The 19,667-nt window shown below is 52.6% G+C and carries 17 protein-coding genes, 1 tRNA gene and 2 pseudogenes; 14 read left to right on the top strand and 6 right to left on the bottom strand.

What is annotated here, in order from left to right:
• The first annotated feature begins 67 nt into the window (after positions 1 to 67).
• The gene (gene atpE / locus LGS26_RS00580; protein ID WP_407932056.1) at positions 68 to 403 is read left to right on the top strand and encodes an ATP synthase F0 subunit C; all 336 of its coding nucleotides are present in this window, start codon (positions 68 to 70) and stop codon (positions 401 to 403) included.
• Positions 404 to 446: 43 nt separating this feature from the next.
• Here atpE and LGS26_RS00575 read toward each other — a convergent pair whose 3' ends face one another.
• The 3 genes from LGS26_RS00575 to LGS26_RS00565 are packed head-to-tail and all read right to left on the bottom strand — an operon-like array spanning position 447 to position 4,366.
• Complete coding sequence (locus tag LGS26_RS00575; RefSeq protein WP_237888756.1) at positions 447 to 2,954, bottom strand: excinuclease ABC subunit UvrA; 2,508 nt, start codon at positions 2,952 to 2,954, stop codon at positions 447 to 449.
• A 14-nt stretch (positions 2,955 to 2,968) separates the two neighbouring features.
• Positions 2,969 to 3,733 carry a sulfite exporter TauE/SafE family protein gene (locus LGS26_RS00570; protein ID WP_237888755.1) on the bottom strand — a complete coding sequence of 255 codons (765 nt, stop codon included), beginning with the start codon at positions 3,731 to 3,733 and terminating at the stop codon, positions 2,969 to 2,971.
• Between the two features lie 3 nt (positions 3,734 to 3,736).
• A complete protein-coding gene (locus LGS26_RS00565) occupies positions 3,737 to 4,366 on the bottom strand; it encodes a HAMP domain-containing protein (RefSeq protein ID WP_237888754.1) in 630 nt (209 codons plus the stop codon).
• Between the two features lie 148 nt (positions 4,367 to 4,514).
• Here LGS26_RS00565 and LGS26_RS00560 point away from each other — a divergent pair.
• The 8 genes and pseudogenes from LGS26_RS00560 (at position 4,515) to LGS26_RS00525 (ending at position 12,637) form a co-directional block, all read left to right on the top strand.
• Positions 4,515 to 4,612: transfer RNA gene (locus tag LGS26_RS00560), tRNA-Sec, on the top strand.
• A 52-nt stretch (positions 4,613 to 4,664) separates the two neighbouring features.
• Positions 4,665 to 5,915, top strand: a complete 1,251-nt coding sequence (locus LGS26_RS00555) for a glucose-1-phosphate adenylyltransferase family protein (RefSeq protein ID WP_237889970.1) — start codon at positions 4,665 to 4,667, stop codon at positions 5,913 to 5,915.
• 187 nt (positions 5,916 to 6,102) lie between these two features.
• The gene (locus LGS26_RS00550; protein ID WP_237888753.1) at positions 6,103 to 6,969 is read left to right on the top strand and encodes a glycine--tRNA ligase subunit alpha; all 867 of its coding nucleotides are present in this window, start codon (positions 6,103 to 6,105) and stop codon (positions 6,967 to 6,969) included.
• Complete coding sequence (gene glyS, locus LGS26_RS00545; RefSeq protein ID WP_237888752.1) at positions 6,966 to 9,047, top strand: glycine--tRNA ligase subunit beta; 2,082 nt, start codon at positions 6,966 to 6,968, stop codon at positions 9,045 to 9,047. The genes LGS26_RS00550 and glyS overlap by 4 nt, the downstream gene beginning before the upstream one ends.
• A 7-nt stretch (positions 9,048 to 9,054) precedes the next feature.
• Positions 9,055 to 10,791 carry a 4-hydroxy-3-methylbut-2-enyl diphosphate reductase gene (gene ispH / locus LGS26_RS00540; RefSeq protein ID WP_237888751.1) on the top strand — a complete coding sequence of 579 codons (1,737 nt, stop codon included), beginning with the start codon at positions 9,055 to 9,057 and terminating at the stop codon, positions 10,789 to 10,791.
• Between the two features lie 357 nt (positions 10,792 to 11,148).
• Positions 11,149 to 11,346, top strand: a pseudogene (locus tag LGS26_RS00535) (ammonia-forming cytochrome c nitrite reductase subunit c552); the annotation flags it as partial.
• A gap of 22 nt (positions 11,347 to 11,368) precedes the next feature.
• Positions 11,369 to 11,584: a prevent-host-death protein gene (locus LGS26_RS00530; RefSeq protein WP_330873298.1), complete on the top strand. Its 216-nt coding sequence runs from the start codon at positions 11,369 to 11,371 to the stop codon at positions 11,582 to 11,584.
• A 411-nt stretch (positions 11,585 to 11,995) separates the two neighbouring features.
• The gene (locus LGS26_RS00525; RefSeq protein ID WP_237888750.1) at positions 11,996 to 12,637 is read left to right on the top strand and encodes a hypothetical protein; all 642 of its coding nucleotides are present in this window, start codon (positions 11,996 to 11,998) and stop codon (positions 12,635 to 12,637) included.
• 177 nt (positions 12,638 to 12,814) lie between these two features.
• Here LGS26_RS00525 and LGS26_RS00520 read toward each other — a convergent pair.
• A pseudogene (locus LGS26_RS00520) lies at positions 12,815 to 13,775 on the bottom strand (IS110 family RNA-guided transposase).
• Positions 13,776 to 13,804: 29 nt separating this feature from the next.
• On the opposite strand from LGS26_RS00520, the gene LGS26_RS00515 reads away from it, so the two are divergent.
• Complete coding sequence (locus LGS26_RS00515) at positions 13,805 to 13,951, top strand: hypothetical protein (RefSeq protein WP_237888749.1); 147 nt, start codon at positions 13,805 to 13,807, stop codon at positions 13,949 to 13,951.
• Between the two features lie 207 nt (positions 13,952 to 14,158).
• On the opposite strand, the gene LGS26_RS00510 is transcribed toward LGS26_RS00515, so the two are convergent.
• Positions 14,159 to 14,947, bottom strand: a complete 789-nt coding sequence (locus LGS26_RS00510; protein ID WP_237888748.1) for a hypothetical protein — start codon at positions 14,945 to 14,947, stop codon at positions 14,159 to 14,161.
• Positions 14,948 to 15,305: 358 nt separating this feature from the next.
• On the opposite strand from LGS26_RS00510, the gene LGS26_RS00505 reads away from it, so the two are divergent.
• From LGS26_RS00505 to LGS26_RS00490, 4 genes are all read left to right on the top strand, one after another.
• Positions 15,306 to 16,529: an FG-GAP repeat domain-containing protein gene (locus LGS26_RS00505; RefSeq protein ID WP_237888747.1), complete on the top strand. Its 1,224-nt coding sequence runs from the start codon at positions 15,306 to 15,308 to the stop codon at positions 16,527 to 16,529.
• Positions 16,530 to 16,631: 102 nt separating this feature from the next.
• Positions 16,632 to 17,240 (top strand): acyltransferase, encoded by a 609-nt coding sequence (locus LGS26_RS00500; protein WP_237888746.1) that lies wholly within the window; start codon positions 16,632 to 16,634, stop codon positions 17,238 to 17,240.
• Positions 17,241 to 17,266: 26 nt separating this feature from the next.
• On the top strand, positions 17,267 to 17,737 hold the full coding sequence (locus LGS26_RS00495; protein WP_237888745.1) for a flavin reductase family protein: 471 nt from the start codon (positions 17,267 to 17,269) through the stop codon (positions 17,735 to 17,737).
• Positions 17,738 to 17,766: 29 nt separating this feature from the next.
• Positions 17,767 to 18,492, top strand: coding sequence for a YfgM family protein (locus tag LGS26_RS00490; RefSeq protein WP_237888744.1), 726 nt, complete (start codon positions 17,767 to 17,769; stop codon positions 18,490 to 18,492).
• Between the two features lie 88 nt (positions 18,493 to 18,580).
• Here the strand turns inward: LGS26_RS00490 and pheA are convergent, their stop codons facing one another.
• On the bottom strand, positions 18,581 to 19,666 hold the full coding sequence (gene pheA / locus LGS26_RS00485; RefSeq protein ID WP_237888743.1) for a prephenate dehydratase: 1,086 nt from the start codon (positions 19,664 to 19,666) through the stop codon (positions 18,581 to 18,583).
• Position 19,667: the final 1 nt, after the last annotated feature.

The following is a 19,667-nucleotide window of genomic DNA, read 5'->3' as shown; positions in this document are numbered from 1 at the left end:
AATATATTCCTAAAAAGGAGGGAAAGACGTGAAAAAGATCTCTTTGGTTTCGGTGTTGTCTGTAGTGATGGTACTTGTATGCGCTGGTCTTGCACTGGCAGCGGATGGTGACGTGGAGAAGGGCGGTCACATCGGGATGCTTATGGCAGCCTCGCTTTTGGCCGCCGGTCTTGCAGTGGGTATAGCCGCATCTGGTTGTGGTGTAGGCATGGGACACTGCGCAAGGGGTTGCCTCGAGGGCACGGCCCGCAATCCAGAGCTGGCTGGCAAGCTCACGGTTACGATGTTCATCGGCCTTGCCCTTATTGAATCTCTGACAATCTATGCACTCGTTATTGCACTCATCGCACTCTATGCAAACCCGCTTCTCCCGCAGCTTATGAAGATATTCGGGCTTTCATAAGGGTTAAAAGAACCGAAGAAAGATGGATCTTAAAGGCCTGGGCTTATCCCAGGCCTTTTTTGTTGTATTTTATAAAATAAGGAGCTGTTGAAGAGCCATCGGTCCTTATGATGTCCGCTGGCGTCCCTTCAGCTGTTATGCGCCCGCCTTCAGGCCCGCCTTCAGGCCCAAGTTCTACTATCCAGTCTGAAACCGCAAGTATTTCTATCTTGTGCTCGATGGCTATGAACGAGTTTCCTTGGTCTATCAGTTCGTCTATTATGCCGATCAGGTTTTCGAGATCGCTGGGGTGGAGCCCTCTCGACGGTTCGTCCATAAGATAGATTGTCGGCACACGGTTTCTTGATGCCGAGGACAGCTCCCTTGCCAGTTTCAGGCGCTGGGCCTCTCCGCCTGAGATGTTGGAAAGGGGTTGGCCGAGCCTGAGATAACCGAGGCCGATCCTTTCAAGGACCTGGAGTGTTCGCCTTATATCGGGTATCCTGGAAAAAAATTGGGCCGCCTCGGTTATGCTGAGCCCGAGCACCTCCGATATGTTAAGACCCCTATATCTTATGCTGAGGGCATCTTGATTGTACCGAGTGCCTTCGCATACGTCGCAAACCGGGTTAAATGGTGCGAGATATCCGAGATCTATAGATACGACGCCCTTGCCTTGGCATTGTTCGCATCTGCCGCCCTTGTGCATGAGGCTGAAATATCCGCTTGAATATCCCCTGGCCCTGGCCTCCGGGGTATTTGCGAAGAGCATCCTGATGTGCGGGAATATGCCCATATATGTCGCAGGCATTGAGAACCTTGTCTTTGCGAGACAGGACTGCTCAACGATGACTGCATTCGGACCTTTGGATTTGAGGCCCAGCAGGGCGATCTCGATGGCCCATTGTGTATCTTCCCGGCTGGTTCGGTATGTCCTGATGCCACGGTACAGTATCTCCATAAGCGTACTCTTGCCCGAGCCTGAGACACCAGTTATGCAGGCCAAAACGCCTAGCGGTATGGTGCATGTTATGTCTTTCAAATTGTTTTCCTTTGCATCTCTGATGGTGATAACCCCGTGCGGTATGTGTCTTTTTGCCCTGCGGTAACAGACGCCGGCGTCAAGATACCTCGCCGTATTTGAGGCCGCACATCCTTTAATCTTGTCGGGTTGGCCCTGATATATGAGCCTTCCGCCAAGCTCGCCCGCTCCTGGTCCAAGTTCGACAAGCCAGCCCGCCCGTCTTATGGTATCTATGTCGTGTTCCACCATGACTATGGTGTTTCCCTTGGCCTTGAGACGCTCGAGGTTTCTCCACAATCCATCTTGTTCCCTTGGATGGAGTCCGGCCATGGGTTCGTCAAGTATGTAGAGGATGCCTGTCAGATCTAGCCCGAGCTGAGTGGAGATCTTGAGTCTCTGTACCTCTCCACCAGAAAGCGTGCCAATGGAGCGGTTTAGTGGGAGGTACTGAATGCCCATGTCTATCATGGGTTTGATGCGCGATATGATTGCATCGCAGAGCCGTTTCGCAGCCTCTGGATTCCTGAGGCCGGATGTATCATCTTTGATGGCTTTTAGGTGTGTCAGTGCCTCTTCGATAAGCCATTTAATCGTATCCGGATAGCGCCAGTTCTTTATCCGAATATTTAAAGCAAGGCGGCCGAGCCCGGTACCTTCGCACTCTCGGCATGTCTCTCCTTTATCCGATACGCCATGCCCTCTGCACCTATTGCACATGCCGTCCGGATGCCGTGTCGAAAATACCTTTCTGGTGATCATGGGGAGGCTTATGTTACACCTCGCGCAGGTCGCCTCTTCGCTGAATTTGAATGTACGTACAGGGGAGTCATCTTGTAGGGCCTCAATTATCACACGGCCTTTGCCATATTTGAGCCCTATGGTCAAGGAGTCGGTAAGGCGCGAGAAGATCCCGTCTTTTATAATTATCCTGTCTATTACTGCGCAGAGTTCTTTGGGTTGAGTATGGCCAGGCAAGGTGTCATCCGCGGTTATGTATGCACCGTCCACCTTGAACCTTGCAAGTCCTTCACGCCTTAATTGGTTCACTACCTCATTTAGCTCCGCATTTTGACCCATGTCTATCGAGGCTAGTATGTTCACCTTTGCACCATTACCGAGGCCGATGACGGCTTTTGCCATTTCCTGAGGAGAGCAGGCCCGTATCTCGTCGCCACAGACCGGGCAGTAAACCGAGCCTGAATTTACAAACAAAAGCTTCAAGAGGTGTGATATACCTGAGGCTGTCGCTACTGTGGAGGCCGGATGGGCCCTTATAGGTTTTTGTTCAAAGGCGAGGGGTGGCGGAAGGTTTCGTATTTCCTCCACATGCGGCCTTTCCCACAGATTGACGTCAAGTTTAGCCTCGATCCCAAGGGATTCGATGTAGCGGCGTTGCCCCTCTGCAAAGAGTACATCCAGGGCAAGCGTGGATTTGCCCGAGCCTGAAGGTCCGGTTATTACAGTGATCTCGTCTATGGGTATGGAGACGTTAATCCCTTTTAGGTTGTGTTCCGATGCATTTACGACCTCGATATAACGCCTGGGCATTTCAAAAGGCCTGCTTAAATCGGATAGGAGCTGTATACGAGATGGATACCTATGAGCGTGAGAAAGAAGATGAATATCTCCTTCAGCATCCTTTCGTCTATCTGTTTTGCCAGCAGCGGCCCGATCTGCCCGCCTATTATGACACCCGGTATCGCCCATGATGCTATGCCGAGGTCCGGTCTCGCCCCCAATTTTCCATGTATGAGCATCCCTACGATGCATTCCCCGCATGTCAGGAGGACGCACGTTGCGATGGCATTCGATACCTTCAGGCCCATCTTTTCCCGCATTGATGGTACGAGCCATTCGGCGACGTTGAGGGTGAGCATCCCTGTGGCTATGGACATGACCACCGGGATCCAGAGGTGTTTAAATGCCTTTTTCAACTCCACCCTTTCAACGCCTTCATCTGTATATTTGCAATTCGATGTTACAAAAAGCAGTGCGGTCGCCAGCGATATGAGCCCAATGATCATTTCTATATGGGACAATATGATATAATGGGCAAGAAGGGCCCCGAAAAGTATGCCGGGCACCGCGATGCAAAACATGACCAAGGCCAGGCGGTTGTCTGTCTTCTTTTGTCTGATGAATGCGATGCTCCCTGAGCCGGTTCCTGCTGTCTGTATCAGGAGGGAGGTGATTATTGCGGTGTCCGGCGCCGCATGCATCACGACCAGCAGAAACGGCATCCACAGCACCCCGCCGCCGAAGCCCACAAGCATGACGATCGTCGCAATACATATGCCTGTCGGGAGCGCCGACCAATAAGGAATCATTTGTTAGCCAGCTCTCCGGTCGCCGATTCCATAGAATTTGAAATTCATGACGATGTCGTCCAGGAGTTTTGTTTTGGAGCCTAGGAGCTTCATCTCATGTCGCAGCTGCACCATCCGGTCATGGCTGATCTCCCCGGCCCCGAGCGCCGCCGAGACCCTTTTCAGAAATTGATCGGCTGTGGTCCCGACACCCTTGGAGAGCAATATGATCTCCTGGAGGTCGCTTGTTAATTTATTTATAACCTCTCCCATCTCGGCGAGCTCATTTTTAGCGGTCACGGTGATCGTATGACTGAGATCGCCGCCCCCGATCAGTTTTGATACCTCTATCATATGCTGCAACGGTTCGGTTATGTTCTTGATGAACATCATAAGCAGGATAAGGACCACGACAAGCAGGAGGACGACCATGAGAACGGCCTTTTGTGCGATTTTTTGAATCGGTTTGAAGGCCTCGTCGGGTTTTATTTGATGATCGGACAATTTCGAGAAGTTCTGCATCAGCTCATAACGGAGTTCTTTTCTGTGCACATCGTAGATAAACTCCGCCCCGATAATGGAGGAAGCAAAGCCTATCAGCAGAAAATAGATAATCATCGTCCTCTGGAGGCTGCCTTTGTATGCTATCTTCATTGTGTCTCGTCTTTATCTCATGGGTTGTAGAGATCTCAATCTTTGGTGTATCTATATTTTACCTAAAAATTTTGAGATTGGTAGGTGTAATGAAAACATGTAGCCGCGTGGTCTTGACAATGCCCTTTAAAGACCGTACAGAGAGCTTGGAAGCGGAAAGGGTGCTGGTGGCCCTCCCGGACTTCAAATCCGGTGCACGGGGTGAGGAGCCCCGTGGGTGGGTTCGATTCCCATGCGCTTCCGCCATTTTTATGACTTCGGGCCTGAAATCCCTTCAGGGATTGGGTAATTGATAGATATGAGGGATACCCTTGCAATGGTCCTGGCTGGCGGAGTGGGCAGTCGCCTGAATGTCCTTGTGAGTCACAGGGCCAAGCCAGCCGTGCCGTTCGGCGGCATCTATAGGATAATTGATTTTGCCCTTTCAAACTGCATGAACTCTGGCCTTGCAAGGGTGGCGGTGCTTACACAGTACAAGCCGCTTTCCCTCATGCGTCATATAGGGACCGGTGCCGCCTGGGATTTTACCGGCAGGACCCGTAGGATAGAGATCCTTCCGCCGAGGACGGGGGGAAAAGACTCCGACTGGTACAAGGGTACGGCTGATGCAGTGCGGCAGAATATGGACTTTATAGAGTCAAGTCCATCACGGGACGTCCTCATCCTCTCTGGTGATCACGTCTATTATATGGACTATAGGGCGATGGTCGGACATCATAGGAGGCTCGGTGCAAAGGTGACCGTAGCCATGATGACGGTCCCGTGGGAGTTGACCCATCAGTTCGGCATAGGTATCGTAGGGAGTGACGGCCGCATAACAGAGTGGGAGGAAAAGCCGAAGAAGGCCCGTTCGAACCTGGCATCTATGGGCATCTATGTATTTGATGTTGAATATCTCTTGACCGCCCTGAGGGCCACAAAAGAAGAGGACTTTGGCCACCACATCATTCCAAATGCCTTGAGGGACGGGGTCCTGTTTTGTTATCCATTCGAAGGTTATTGGCGCGACGTAGGGACCGTCCAGGCCCTTTGGGATGCAAACATGGACCTATTGGATCATCAAAGTGGTCTTGATCCGGAGTCGTGGGGGGTCGTCACGAATCTCGAGGCGGAGGGTCTGGGCTATGACCGCCCGCCTATACGCATACTTACCGGTGCAGACCTGAAAAATTCTTCCGTCGCCCCAGGATGCGTGATTAAAGGTAAGGTAGAAGACTCCATCCTGTCCCCTGGGGTTGTGGTGGAGAAGGGTGCCTATGTCGCTCAGTCGGTTGTCATGCACGATACAGTCATATTGAAGGGGGCAGTCGTCAGGCATGTCGTGTGCGATAAAAAGGCCATTATAGGAGAAGAGGCCAGGATAGGTGCAGGAAGCACAATTGCCTCGAATCGTATATGCGCCGGGCCCATGAATGGCGGCCTTACGCTTATCGGCAAATGGGCTGAGGTCCCAGCCGGTTCTGTAATCGGGACAGATTGCGTGATTTCGCCAGGGATAAAGGCCGAGCAGTGGCCGTCCAAGGTTGTTTCCGACGGCGAGACCGTCTGATTCTTCTTGCTGCAACAGACCATAAACCCTGGAATTTTTATGTCGCTTATGCTATATCAGCTTGGCAATAGCCGCAGTCGAGGATCTGTCGCGTGTCTGTCAGTCAGGGGTCTTACGTGGTCTTTCGCATGTAGCTGAAGGTCCCCGCTGCGATTTTTTAGTCTATGTGTGAGAAAGCTGATTTATCATGAATTTTCAAGAACTTATTTTTAAACTCAACAACTACTGGGGCTCCAGGGGCTGTCTTGTGCTCCAGCCTTATGACGTCGAGGTCGGGGCCGGGACATTTCATCCTGCTACCTTTATAAGATCTCTTGGCCTCGATAGATGGCGGGCGGCATATGTCCAGCCTTCAAGGAGGCCTACTGACGGCCGTTATGGTGAAAATCCAAACCGGCTCCAGCACTATTATCAATATCAGGTGATACTCAAGCCTTCACCTGACGATGTCCAGGATATGTATCTCGACAGCCTCAGGGCCTTTGGTCTCGATCTTGCCAGGCACGATGTCAGATTTGTAGAAGACGATTGGGAGTCACCGACGCTTGGGGCCTGGGGGCTGGGCTGGGAGGTCTGGCTGGACGGTATGGAAATCACCCAATTTACGTATTTCCAGCAGGTCGGCGGCATCGACGTGGGTATCGTGCCGGTCGAGATCACATACGGCCTTGAGCGAATTGCCATGTATCTCCAAGGCGTCGATAATGTCTATGACTTAAAGTGGAATGACGACGTTACTTATGGATTTGTACATTACAGGGATGAGGTGGAGTTTTCCCGGTATAACTTCGAATCCGCATCTATAGAGGTATTGAAGCAGCTCTTTGATCTGCATGAGAAGGAGGCTATCAATCTCCTTGAGCGCGGTCTTGTATTGCCTGCCTATGATCAGTGCCTCAAATGTTCTCACAATTTCAATATCCTTGACGCGCGCGGGGCAATAAGCGTGGCCGAGAGAACGGCATATATCGGTCGTGTGAGGAGAATAGCGAAGAAGGTTGCCGAGGGATATATCTTGAGCCTGGACAGACGGTTGAAGGACGGTGAGATGTGAAGACCGAGAATCTGCTTTTTGAAATAGGTGTCGAGGAGATGCCGGCTGCGTTCATCCCTGTGGCCTTGGCGGATATAGAGAAGTTTGCAGAGGAAGGTCTTAAGGGAGCAGGACTTTCTTATAAGGGGCTTAAGGCCATGGGAACCCCTAGGCGCCTGGCCCTGTTTGTAAGTGAATTGATCAGCTGCCAGCCTGACAGGGAAGAGGATATTACAGGACCTCCTGCCAAGATCGCCCTTGCCCCAGATGGTGCGCTTACAAAGGCCGGCGAGGGATTTCTAAGGGCGCAGGGGGCCGGCCCAGAGGCTGTACGGATAAAAGACACGGGCAAAGGGCCGTGCTTGGTGTTACACAAGGTCATTAAAGGTAGAGAGACAAGGGATGTCTTGGCCTCCTTTTTGCCATTGCTTGCGGCAAAGATACGCTTCCCAAGGACCATGAAGTGGGGTGCATCGTCTTTCCGTTTTGCAAGGCCTATCCGTTGGGTCGTAGCGCTCTTTGGAGACGAAGTCATCCCGTTTGAGATCGCGGGGATAGAGAGCGGGAAGATGAGCATGGGACATCGCTTTATGGCCCCTGGGCCTTTTGAGGTCAGGGCGGATCTGGCTAGTTATATAGAGGCCCTTCGCAGGCGGTTCGTGATCGTTGATATGGGCGAAAGGAGGGATATGCTTCTTAAGGGGGTGATGCAGGCTGTCGCTGGTTCTGGCGGTTCGATATTGCAGGATGACGATCTTATCGAACTAAATACGAATCTTACGGAATATCCAAGTGCCGTATGCGGTTCCTTTGATGGGCGTTTTCTGGGGTTGCCGCGTGAGGTATTGATCACCGTCATGAAGGAGCATCAGAAATACTTTGCCGTAGTTGATGGAGACGGCGCGCTCAGGCCGAATTTTGTGGCCATAAACAATATCAGGCCGGCAGACGATTCAATTATAAGGAAGGGCCATGAACGTGTCTTACGTGCACGTCTTGCCGATGCGGCCTTTTTTTTCGAGGAGGACATGAAGATCCCGCTTCATGAACGCGTGGACGCACTTTCCGGGATCGTGTTCAATCAGTACCTCGGTACCATGCTAGATAAGACGGAGCGCGTGAAGTCCCTTGCCCTATATCTCGCCAGGGGGATCGCGCCTGAGAAGGTGGCGCTGGTCGAACGGGCGGCCTATCTCTCAAAGGCAGATCTTCTTACCGGCATGGTAGGTGAATTTCCAGACCTTCAGGGCGTGATGGGCAGGGAGTATGCCTTAAGATCGGGTGAATGCGACGAGGTTGCCACGGCCATTCATGAACATTATATGCCGATAAGGGCTGGTGGGACGCTCCCAAGTAGTATGACAGGTTCGATCCTGAGCATCGCCGACAAGATAGACACCATCTGCGGTATGTTCCTCATAGGACTTCAGCCGTCTGGTACGCAGGATCCCTTCGGCCTCAGAAGACAGGCCTTGGGCGTGCTTCATATATTGGAGGCGTCCGACATAAGATTTTCTCTCGCAGGACTAATTGATCAAGGCATCAAGGGGGTCTTGCGCGACATCAAGGGCAAGGCGCGGTCAATGCAGGAGGCGGCCGGCGGGATATTGGAGTTTTTCAGAGGCCGCATGGTGAACAATATGACATCCAGGGGCTATGATCTCGGCATCGTAGAGGCGGCGATTAGGGTTGGTTTTGACGATGTTGTTGATTGCGTTCGGCGTATAAAGGCCCTGGCTGCAGTGCGTGTAAGACCTGAGTTTGAGCCGTTGAGTATCGCCTTCAAGCGCGTGATGAATATACTTAAGGGCTTTGAAGGCGGTGATGTCGATCAGACGTTGTTTGAGGCGCCGGAAGAGAAGGCCCTTTTTGACGCCTATATGTCGTTAAAGGACGATGTTTTGGCCCTTCTGCGCGATGGTTCCTATGAAGATGCCCTCATAAGACTTTTATCCCTCAAGCCACTGATAGACAATTTTTTTGACCATGTGATGGTCATGGTTGAAGAACCCCGGATAAGAACCAACCGTCTTTCCATCCTGTGGCAGATATCAAACCTGTTTCTGAGGGTCGGGGACCTGTCGGCAGTAGCCATGTAGAGGCCCGGTGTCAAAAACAATGAAGGTCTATCTTGCGCGCATCGCAGGTTTTTGTCTGGGAGTAAAAAGGGCGGTGGATATGGCCCTTTTTACCTCAAGAGAGTCCAAGGGCCAGGTTTATACCTTCGGTCCGCTTATTCATAACCCATCTGTCCTGGCGCTTCTTGAGGCAAGAGGTGTCAAGGTCTTGAGAGACGTGCCGGCCAGTGGCGAGGGCGTGGTGATCATAAGGGCGCACGGCGCCCCTCCAGATCAGAAGGAGGCGCTGGTAAGGGCCGGGTTCAATGTGGTAGATGCTACCTGTCCAAGGGTCGTGAAGGTACAGATGCTTGCACGCTACTATGCAAAAAAGGGATTTAAGTGCTTACTCATCGGTGATAAAGGTCATCCAGAGGTGGCTGGCATAATGGGTTATGCCGGTGAGGGCGGCATGCTTATAAGCAGTGAAGACGATATTAACGCCCTGCCTGCTGAGATCGGGCGATATGTCATCCTCGCCCAGACTACCCAAGATGAGGAACGTTTTCACGAGTGGTCGAGGCTTATCCTCGAAAGGTATCCAGGCGGCAGGGTCTTAAACACCATATGTGACGCCACACGCAGGCGCCAGGATGAGGCAAGGCGGCTTGCAGGGCTGGTGGATGCGGTGATCGTGGCTGGTGGCAAGGAGAGTGCAAATACCAAGCGCCTTGCCGGCATTGTAAAGGAGTGTGGCAAGGTCGCTATGGCGGTCGAGACAGAGGAAGACCTGGACAAGGCCGTGATCAGCAATTTCAGGGCCGTCGGCATAACCGCCGGTGCCTCGACGCCGAATTGGATTATAAATAGGGTGGCGAGGGAAGTAGAGGCCATGCCAGGCGCATTCGAGCCGGCGTCCCGGCGTGCCGCTTACGGTTTAATGAGGTTTTTGCACGAAAGTACACTCCTTACAGCCATGGCCGGAGGGGCGCTTGCTGCGGCCTCGGCCATGGTCCAGGGTTTCCCTTTGATCCCTGCCGCCCCTATCTCATGCCTTTATATCTTTGCCATGCATACCTTGAACAGACTTATAGATCGTGAGGCAGGGGCGTACAATGATCCACTTCGTGTCAGGTTTCTGATAAAACATAAGGTTTTTTTCTTCGGCGCCTCTGTCCTTGCCTTACTTCTGAGCCTCTTTATGGCGTTTGGTCTCGGATCAGGACCTTTCATGCTCCTTCTTGTACTTACTGCCTTAGGCGCTTTTTATGCCGCGCCTGTCATACCTGCTGGTAGGAAAAGGATATCGTTAAAAGATCTGCCCGGTTCCAAGGCCATCTTTGTCTCTATCGCATGGGCTGCGGTCGCCGTGCTCGTCCCTGGTTTGGAGCAGCCTCTTGATCCATGCCGTTTGGTCTGGTTCGTCTTGTCCGGCACCCTTGTTTATTTGAGGACAGTCCTTATGGAGCTTTTGGATGTCCAGGGGGACAGGATAGTTGGGAAGGAAAGCCTGGTGATAGCCATCGGCGAGGGATGCGCCTTGCGGCTTATCCGCACAGGCGCGGTCATCCTTGCCTTGGCCAGCATCTCTCTTTCCGTGCCCGCTCTCTTTCCGTGCCCGCTGTTTGTCTTTCTGCCGGCAGGTGTGTGGTTTTTTTATCTTTCAAGTCTCTTTTACGGGGAGAGGGTCAGGGAGAATATGAGGCTTGAGTTTATGGTGGAGTCAGTGTTTTTCATCCTTTTCGTCTCTGTCTTTATCGCCCGAATATCACATTATCTCTTCTGAAACCGCCTGAACATCCGAATCCATTTCTCGGCAATAGACCTGTTTGCCCTAGTTCTTTTGTAGCGTGATTGTAAACATCTTTAATCCCCTTTTTATATACTTAACCACAGTTACCTCTTTTTTGCTATCTATATGGATAATTAGAGAAGAATTTAAAAAAATTTGATGGCGTCGCAAGAAGTCGCCGACTGCCGTGTTGCGCTGCATCCTTCGTCACCGCGACGTACAAGAAAATACGCCTCATTCCTCAGGATCTGCGCGCCTTGCATTTACGATTTTTGCTTAGCCATCTCATATAATGACTTTTTACGAGATCATCAGTCTTAATTTTTAAAGGGGAAAAGGAGGGGCGTAAAGATGAGCCCGCTTAAGAACGATCTCAAGGCCTGCGTCCAGTGTCATGCGGAGAGCCCTGAGTGGCTGAGGCAGCAGGTCTTTAACATCCAGAACAGGACTGCATCCATGCTAAACAGGGCAGGGTACGAGACCGCAACCGTTGCCAAGCTCTTTGAGATGGCGAACAAGGCCCAGGCTGCTGGCAAGACCATCGATAGGCCGCCTATGTCAGGGCGATATCATGGATACAATCTTTGCCGATATAACCGTCAGCGTCACTGAATTAAACCGCAACTCGCGGGCGTTTTCAAACAGGCCGGCGAACGCCTATCGCCATCTTGAACCACAACCGGCCAGAGGCCTACCGGTATCCCACTATGAGTGGCCTATGGCCTACATAGAAGACCTGGAGGATGCCAATCTGGTTCGTGAACGCGAAAACGGTCCGTTTGTCTAGGTCAGCTTGGATGACCTATAAGCTGCGTTTCCACGAACTGGCCGCTTGCGGAATGGGGAAAACTGGGAGGCAATCTCTATGCTTCTTGAAGATGGTGACCGCAATTTGACTCTGAATCCCCCCTCCTTGCGGGACCCGGAACTCGAATTTCCCTACTCTCCTTGCGGAAGGGGGCTGGAGTGAGGGGGTATGGGGCGAAAAGTTTGTATATGTGAAGCAGGCAAAGATTGCAGCCTGTTTTCCGCATAGACACCGGCAACCTGCCTGCAATATCCCAAAGATGTCAATAGCAGGCCTTTAAACACCCAGGGTCGCGGTCTCTCAAATCTTGGCATTGAAATTGCTTTTAATTCAATGCAAACAGACCGATGAAAGGCCGAACTGAAAATTTAAAAGCTAACGGAGGTTGATATGAGTATTGCAAGCACTACGTTGCAGGGTCTAATCAATAAACCGGCAGTCGCTACCACCTATATCCCTAACGGAGAAAAAAAAGCAACAGCCTTTGCCGACATCATGAAAACCATCTCAACACCTTCTGCACAGACCTCTTCTTCGTCTGCATCTGCATCCTCTGACCTCTATCAACAGCCAGGGGCCGCAGGCAACATCAACAACGATCCATCGCTCTTCGGCGGATACGGCAACACGAGGGAACACATCCTGAATTCGAACCTGGACGACGCCGCCAAACAGGCGCTGCTGGATCAATTAAATGCTTCAAACAGCCGGAAAGAATTTGACGCGGTTTTGCTTGGCGGCCACAGCAATTATCCGATGGATGTCGATGCGGCGATCGATGCCGCAATCGATGCGGGCATAAAACCCGGTTCGGCATACAATACCGATGACTATGCAAGATTTGCCGCCGCATACCAAAAATATTTTCCCCTGGAAGATCTGACCCCGCCGTCAGGTTATGAAACGCCGTTCTATTCATCAGCCACGCAACAGATAACAAATCCAAACGTAAGTGATTATTATCTACAGAACGCCGGAAGCGGCCCATGGAACGACAATTTGATGGCGATGTATAGAGAGGTTATAGGCTAGACTATATGGGCGCCCAAAAATCCAATGATTTTTGTCTATAGCCAGCCGGCGCAGATACTGTTATCCATGTCAAGTGCCATGATGTAATATAATACCGTTGGTTGAGTCAAAGATTTATCCTATTTTTGAGCCGTAGTGCTTGGGCTTCGAGGCTTATAGATGGAAACATGGCGCCAGTTAAACGCCATGGAGGGCCGGATCGAACGGCTTACCAGACTTGAGGATGCCAAAGGCAACATGGATCAGTTTGCGCATCATGGCGCCAATAATGACCATGGGCGTCTTTCCTGCCGAGGCCAGGCGATCTCTGAACGCACGTCCCCATGCGGTCTTGGTGATGGCGACCATGGCAGGCATATAGAGCGCCTTACGCAAAAGCGTATGCCCCATCTTGGACAGGCGAGGTTTGCCACGGACGCTGCTTCCTGACTCATGTTGACGCGGATCGAGTCCGGCGAAGGCGGCAGCCTGTCTGGCATTTTCGAACCGAGGCGGCCCACCGTAGTACGACAGCAGCACAGGAATGGTTTTCTCGCCCAGACCGGGAATGCTGTCGAGAATCTCACGCTGTTCCTTAAGGTCGGGATCATTGTCGATCTTTTTGCGGATAGAGTCCTCAATCTCAATGATGGCTTTTCAGATACTCAAGATGCCCCTCAATATCTTTGCGTACTGCTTCGCGGGCCACCAGTAGACGATTTTTCTCCTGTGTGCACATGGCGTCCAGCGCCTGACGCCTGGCCACCAATGCCCTGAGTTCCCTGATGGCCGCAGAGGGCGCCTGCCATGGCTCCGGATGGTGAGTCACGCAATACTCGGCGATCAGTCTGGCATCCACACGGTCGGTCTTGGTGCGTACCCCGGAGGCGGCGCCGAACGCCTTGATTCTTGCCGGGTTAACGACACTGACCGTGAAGTCTGTATCGGAGAGGTGCTCGGCCACGGCCTCCCAATATGTTCCGGTCGCCTCCATGCAGACATGAAGGTCAGAAACATCATGCTTGGTCAGCCAGGCTGTAAGGGCCTCAAAACCCTGGACGGTGTTGTCAACGATCCTGCTACGAAACTTGCCCTCTGGAAGACGCAGGGCGCAATCCAGTTTGGCTTTTGCCACATCGATTCCAAGTGTGTGTCTCATAATAATCCCTCGCGCAATCAACCTTGTAAATGCGGGCTTCCGGCTATGCCGGGCCAAAGATACTGTCCGATTTCTCGCAAAAAGAAGGGGAAGACCGGCGCATTATCTACGCGGCGAGCTTTCAGCTCAAGGATGCGCACGGCGTCCGGTCTTCTCTCTCGGTCAAACCCGAGTAAAGCAACAACACGTTCACAATACAAGGATGCGCTGAGGGCATTCCACCTGTCCCTCTCCAAGAGGGGGAGAGGGACAAAGAGTCTTATAGATAATGAACATTATTAATTTTCATGAGGGGACACCATTATGGAGCCAGATAATGCAAGGCTTCCTGACGAATTAGCAAGGAACCCCTCCTGGGGGAAGATATAAGGCATGTGTTACATTCATCCCTGACAGATAAGCACAACATCCTTTTGCTCGTCGGCAGCCGCTCTGGCGCCTTCCGTACAGCTCTTGCCAAAGGCCACCCCAATCCCATCGACCCCCATGGCCTTGCCAATAATCGCAGCCCTGCGGCCTGCACGCCTGACATCTTCAACATCCACCACCTTGGAGACCTCCACTGCCAACACGACATCTCGCTGCATGCCTTCGAACAGTCGGCCGATGACCACGACATCCGCCAAAACGGCATCGGCGCGCATCTCTGCGGTAATCTTATGGGCATCAACGGCGTCGTCAAGCAATTCCGCCAACTTGTCGTGTGTAAGGGTGCGGCACCGGCGAATGATCTTGCCGAGATAGGCAGGGGCCTTTTCTCGGACACGGCGTTCCAGATCACTGCCCTGCAGATCTGCAACATCGATGTTGAGCCTTGCTACATTCTGTTTGAGAATAGCTACATCCTGCTCAATGACATCGACCTTTTTGACAAGCGGCTTGAACTCCTCTTCGCGGAAGCGATGGAACTCGGTTGCAAGCGGCTTGAACTCCTCTTCGCGGAAGCGATGGAACTCGGTTGCAAGCGGCTTGAACTCCTCTTCGCGGAAGCGAGAAAAGTCTTCGGGCAACCGCAAAAGTGCAGGGCTCAAGAGTTCCCTGCGCAAGGCCTCCCGCCACTTCTCGTTCGTACGAATGAGCTCATACAGATCATCAATAGTGCGGATCATATAACACGGCTCGGACTCGGATTTGGCAGGTTGCTCATTATCTTTTATAAGTACATCACTCATGGCGCCGCCCCCTTTCACACATAAAAGCTGGTTCACCGGTTAACCACTCCATACTTCAGCAACGAGCTCCAGCTTTGCTATCGTGGCCCAGCCCAAGCCGACAGTTTAATAGGTATCTCTTGATATTGTACTAAAAAATAAAAACAGTTTAAAATATAATAGCATTACAAGGGATTAGATGCAAGGCAAGGCGCGGATAGCGCGACCATTGGTCTCCGCGACCCTGCTCCTGGGCAGGGCATAGGTCCAAGGCGGTTGACACCCGACCGCCTGTCAATTATTCTACAGCCGTTTCAATCCCTGACAAGTCGCAAGATATCACTTCGGCAGACCGCTGAAGATCCACGGAGGCGATGCAATGTCTTCAAGATATATCTACAGCCATTTGCAAGGTCCGCGAGGCCTTTGCCGCATCATCTTCGTCTTTGTCATGTCTATCTTTACAATAACCAGTTGCTCAACAGTAGGAAGCTACAAAGAAAGAACTGGCCTGAAGGCGGCACAGGGCCCGGCATCTTCTCATATAGACCATATAGAACTCACGACCGGAAAAGACCCATACGGGGTAGCAGTTGCCGACTTCAATGGCGACGGGATCAAGGACATAGCGGTGGTTTCGCATGCCCCTGGAGATCTCCGCATCTACTGGGGCAGACCCGGAAGGCGTTTCGATACAGGGCCTGTGTATGGAGAAGCGGAGGTTGGATATCACCCCGGGATCCCTGTCGCCTATGACTGGGATGGAGACGGGCACCCTGACCTAATCATCGCATGCGAGGGGCTGCACGAGGTCCAATTTTGGAAGAATATGGGCTCATCCTTCAAAAAAGAGGCAAGTTTCCCTGTGCCGTGCGACCCCGTAGGTATAGCGGTAGCCGACCTCGACGGCGACGGCAGACCGGATATAGTCCTTGCCCCTTATTCCGGTGACAAGATATTTATCCTCTGGAACAAAGGGGGTAAAGGGGAATTCAAATTCGATATCCAGCAGATAGACGCAGGCGGCAGGAACCCGACCTATGTAAGTCTTGGCGACTGGAACGGCGACGGCAGACCGGATATCTTCTGGGCCATCAATGAAAATGATACCCTGTGGGTGGCTGTCAACAAAGGAGGACGCCGATTTGAAAGGCGTCTTCTGTACAAGGCCAAGCTAAACGGCCTTGCCAGATGGTCGCCGAGGAGCCTCTCGATGGTCAGGCTGAATGAAAAGGGCGAGGTGGCGGCCATTGCGCCGCTTGAGACAGGCAAGGGGGCGCTGGTTGTCTATGGCGACGGCAAGGGCAATGTCACACACACCGCTGTCATACCTGCCCCCGTGTGGGGCTACAGCGGCATAGGCGTCATGGATGCAGCCGATGGGAGGCCTGCGTTGATAGGCCTTGGCGAGGAAGGGAAGGTGTTTGTCGTCAGCCCGAAGGACGACGGGACGTGGCTGAACAGCGGCCCGCTGCCTGCCGGAAGCCTCCCGCTTGATCTCCAATTTTATGACCTCGACGGCGACGGCGAGCCTGATCTGATATTCGTGAATTCAGCTGGCTCGACACTCGGCATAGACTATGGGCCGCTTATAGGGCATTGAAACTGAATGGTCCCCCTTTCTCCTGTTGTGATCACTATAAAGATGGAAAGGAGAAGGTGTGGCAGAAAGACCTCAAAATCAAAAGAGGGGGATTGAAGGGACTTGACCGGCCTCCCTGATGTCTGGAACAAAGATACGCCGCCTCCGGGCATAGACTACATCGGGAAGGATGTAAGATGGGCCGAAACCGTTACATGCTATCGTCTAGGTACCACCCAGGGCCGCGGCATATCGATCGGCGAAGGCTCGGTGATCTTTGAATATGTGCGCCTGGTAACCGGTGACCTCCTGTTGAACCTGAATGCCGACATAAAGATAGGGAACCAGGTATGGATAAATACCGGCGCCTATCTTTCAGGCGAAGGCGGGCTCTATATCGGAGATAAGGTCTTGATAGGCCCTGGGGCCAAGCTCTTGAGTGCCGGCCATGTGATCGACGGCCCGCCTCAGGCTGTCATAGACCACGGTCTTACCTACGGCGCGATCCATATCGGCGACGGGGCATGGATTGGGGCAGGTGCATGCATACTTCAGGGTAGAAACATCGGCGAAGGTGCTGTGGTCGGCGCAGGTGCGGTCATCACCAAAGATGTTGACCCGTTTTCAATAGTGGCAGGCAACCCGGCCCGATTCATAAGGTGGCGCAAAGGCTTTGAACCGAAGACGTCCCTTCTGAAACGTATATTAAAGGCTCGATCCCTGATTTTCTGATAAAATCCAAAATGAAGGAGGCAACCATGCAGGAATGTATATCAAAGACATTGCCCACCGGCGTATATGTAGTGACAGCAAAGGCCGGAGACAGGATAAACGGCATGACTGCGGCATGGGCAAGCCAGGTATCGTTTAAACCGCCGCTCATCGCCGTATCCATAGCGGAACAACGCTTCACCTACGGACTTATTAAAGAATCTGGGCGGTTTTGTATAAACGCCATGGCCGAAGACGGACTCGAGCTTTCAAAGCACTTCGGCTTCAAGAGCGGCAGATCGGTCGACAAATTTCAGGGGATAGATTACACGCTTACCACCAGCGGCCTCCCGGTCTTGTCAAAGGCCTTTGCCTACATGGAATGCAATGTGGTAAATTCCTTCGAGACCGGGGATCATACCCTTTTCATCGGTTCTGTATCCGAATGCGTGGTGACGAGGGAAGACGCAACGCCCCTTATCTTTGTCTGGGATGACTTCTTTGGCAAAAAGAAATAGGGACGGTAAGACTGAAAGGAGGCTTGAGATTGAAAAAGAAAGATGCCGGATACGGTGCCGGGGCCAGCGATGCGGTTAAGGCGCTTGCTGCAGCAGGGCTCGATCAGATAACCGACATCGTCCCCGCCCGGATGATCGACTTCGCATCGGAGTATATCCGCGGGATACTGGTGGGTGTATGCGCCGTGATATTGGTCCTGGCCGTCTGGGCCGGCTATGCGACCTACAAAGGGCGTGAAGAGGCCAAGGCCTCGCTCCTCTTGGCAGATGCAATCTCCGAACCTACACATGAAAAGGCGGCCGAACTGCTCGATGAACTTGTACAAAAACACGGCCATACCCAGGCCTCTAAGGAGGCTGTACTCATACTGGCCGGTATATATAAAGACATGGGCAAGACGGATCAGGCGATAGAGGCATTCTCCAAGGCCAAGGGACAATTTCCCAAAGACAGTGCCCTGTTCGCCGCTTCCTCGCTTGGCTTAGGGTATTTAAATGAAGAAAAACACATGTTTGGGCAGGCAAAAAAGGAATTTGCAGCAGCAGGCCGCAACAAGGCCTTTTCGGCCATCGCTACCCTTGACCTCGCCAGGGTATCAGCCGCATCAGGCGACAGGGATGGGGCGCTTGAGGCCTACGACAAATACCTCTCGCTTACAAAAGAGCCGACCCAGCTGGATTTTGTGCGCTATAAGGTGATGGAACTCTCCGGGGAAGGCATAGCGCCAAAGATAAAGGAGACGCCGAGGCACTGAACTGAACCGCCGGGCCTGCCCTGCCCGGCAGACAAACCTCCCCTCGCGGCCGGGCTCTACAGCCCGGCAGGGTATTCCTTCGGCTGAATCAGGCCCTCCCCTTCGGATACGAACCCAGCCATTCAAGAAACGTACACCCGCCCTTCATCGCGTCGATCCCTTCCCTGACCTCCGGGTCATTGATGTGTCCTGTGATATCCACGTAAAAGAGATACCTCCATGGCTCGCTCTTAACCGGCCTGGACTGTATCTTTGTGAGGTTTATCCCCCGCACGGCAAGCGGTTCAAGGAGGTGCATAAGGGAACCAGGCCTGTCTTCAAGACCTAAGAGAAGGGATGTCTTGTCGTCGCCTGTAGGCCCTGGACACCCATGCCCCAGCACCAGGAATCTGGTAGTGTTGCCGGCAAAGTCCTCAATGCGCCTTGCTATGACCTGGAGATTATATATTTGGGCGGCGAGCGGGCTTGCGATCGCTGCGACCGATGGGTCAACAGCAGCCCATCTTGCAGCCTGGGCCGTGCTTACCACCTCCTCGATCGCAACGGCAGGGAGGTTCTTTTGAAGCCACATTCTGCACTGGGCAACCGCATGCGGGTGAGAGAGTATCTTTTTTATCCGATCGATCCTGCCGCTCTGGTTCATGAGGTCGTGCGATATCGGAAGATAGATCTCACCGCATACCTTCACCTTGAATTCGCAGAATCCGTCCAGGGTAAGGGCTACTGTACCCTCGATGGAGTTTTCGACAGGGACCACACCGAAGTCAATCCGCTCCCTTTCCACCTCCTCGAATACGCCCGTTATCGTATCAGAGGCAATAAATAACGGCGCATGACCGAAGAACCTGGTTGCCGCCATATGTGTAAACGTGGCCTCAGGCCCCAAAAAACCTATCTTCAACGGCATCTGGGCGTTTCTGCAGGCCGAGATTATCTCTCTAAAGATCACCTTGAGGCCGCTGGACGGAAAGACACCGCCGTTTCCCTGCAAGATATTCTCCATCACCGCCTGCTCACGGCCTACATCAAAGGCATCCAGACCGGCCTCGGCCTTCTCTTTGCCGATCTCGCAGGCGATTGCCATACGTTCCTTGAGGAGGGAGACTATTTCTCTGTCTATCTCGTCTATCCTCTTTCTGAGCCCATCGAGCCTCTGAAGCAGAATATCACCCATT

Origin of the sequence: Dissulfurimicrobium hydrothermale (assembly GCF_022026155.1) — a bacterium.
Lineage (GTDB): Bacteria > Desulfobacterota > Dissulfuribacteria > Dissulfuribacterales > Sh68 > Dissulfurimicrobium > Dissulfurimicrobium hydrothermale.
Note: the sequence above shows the minus strand (reverse complement) of the source record. Positions and strands in the feature narration are given on the sequence as shown.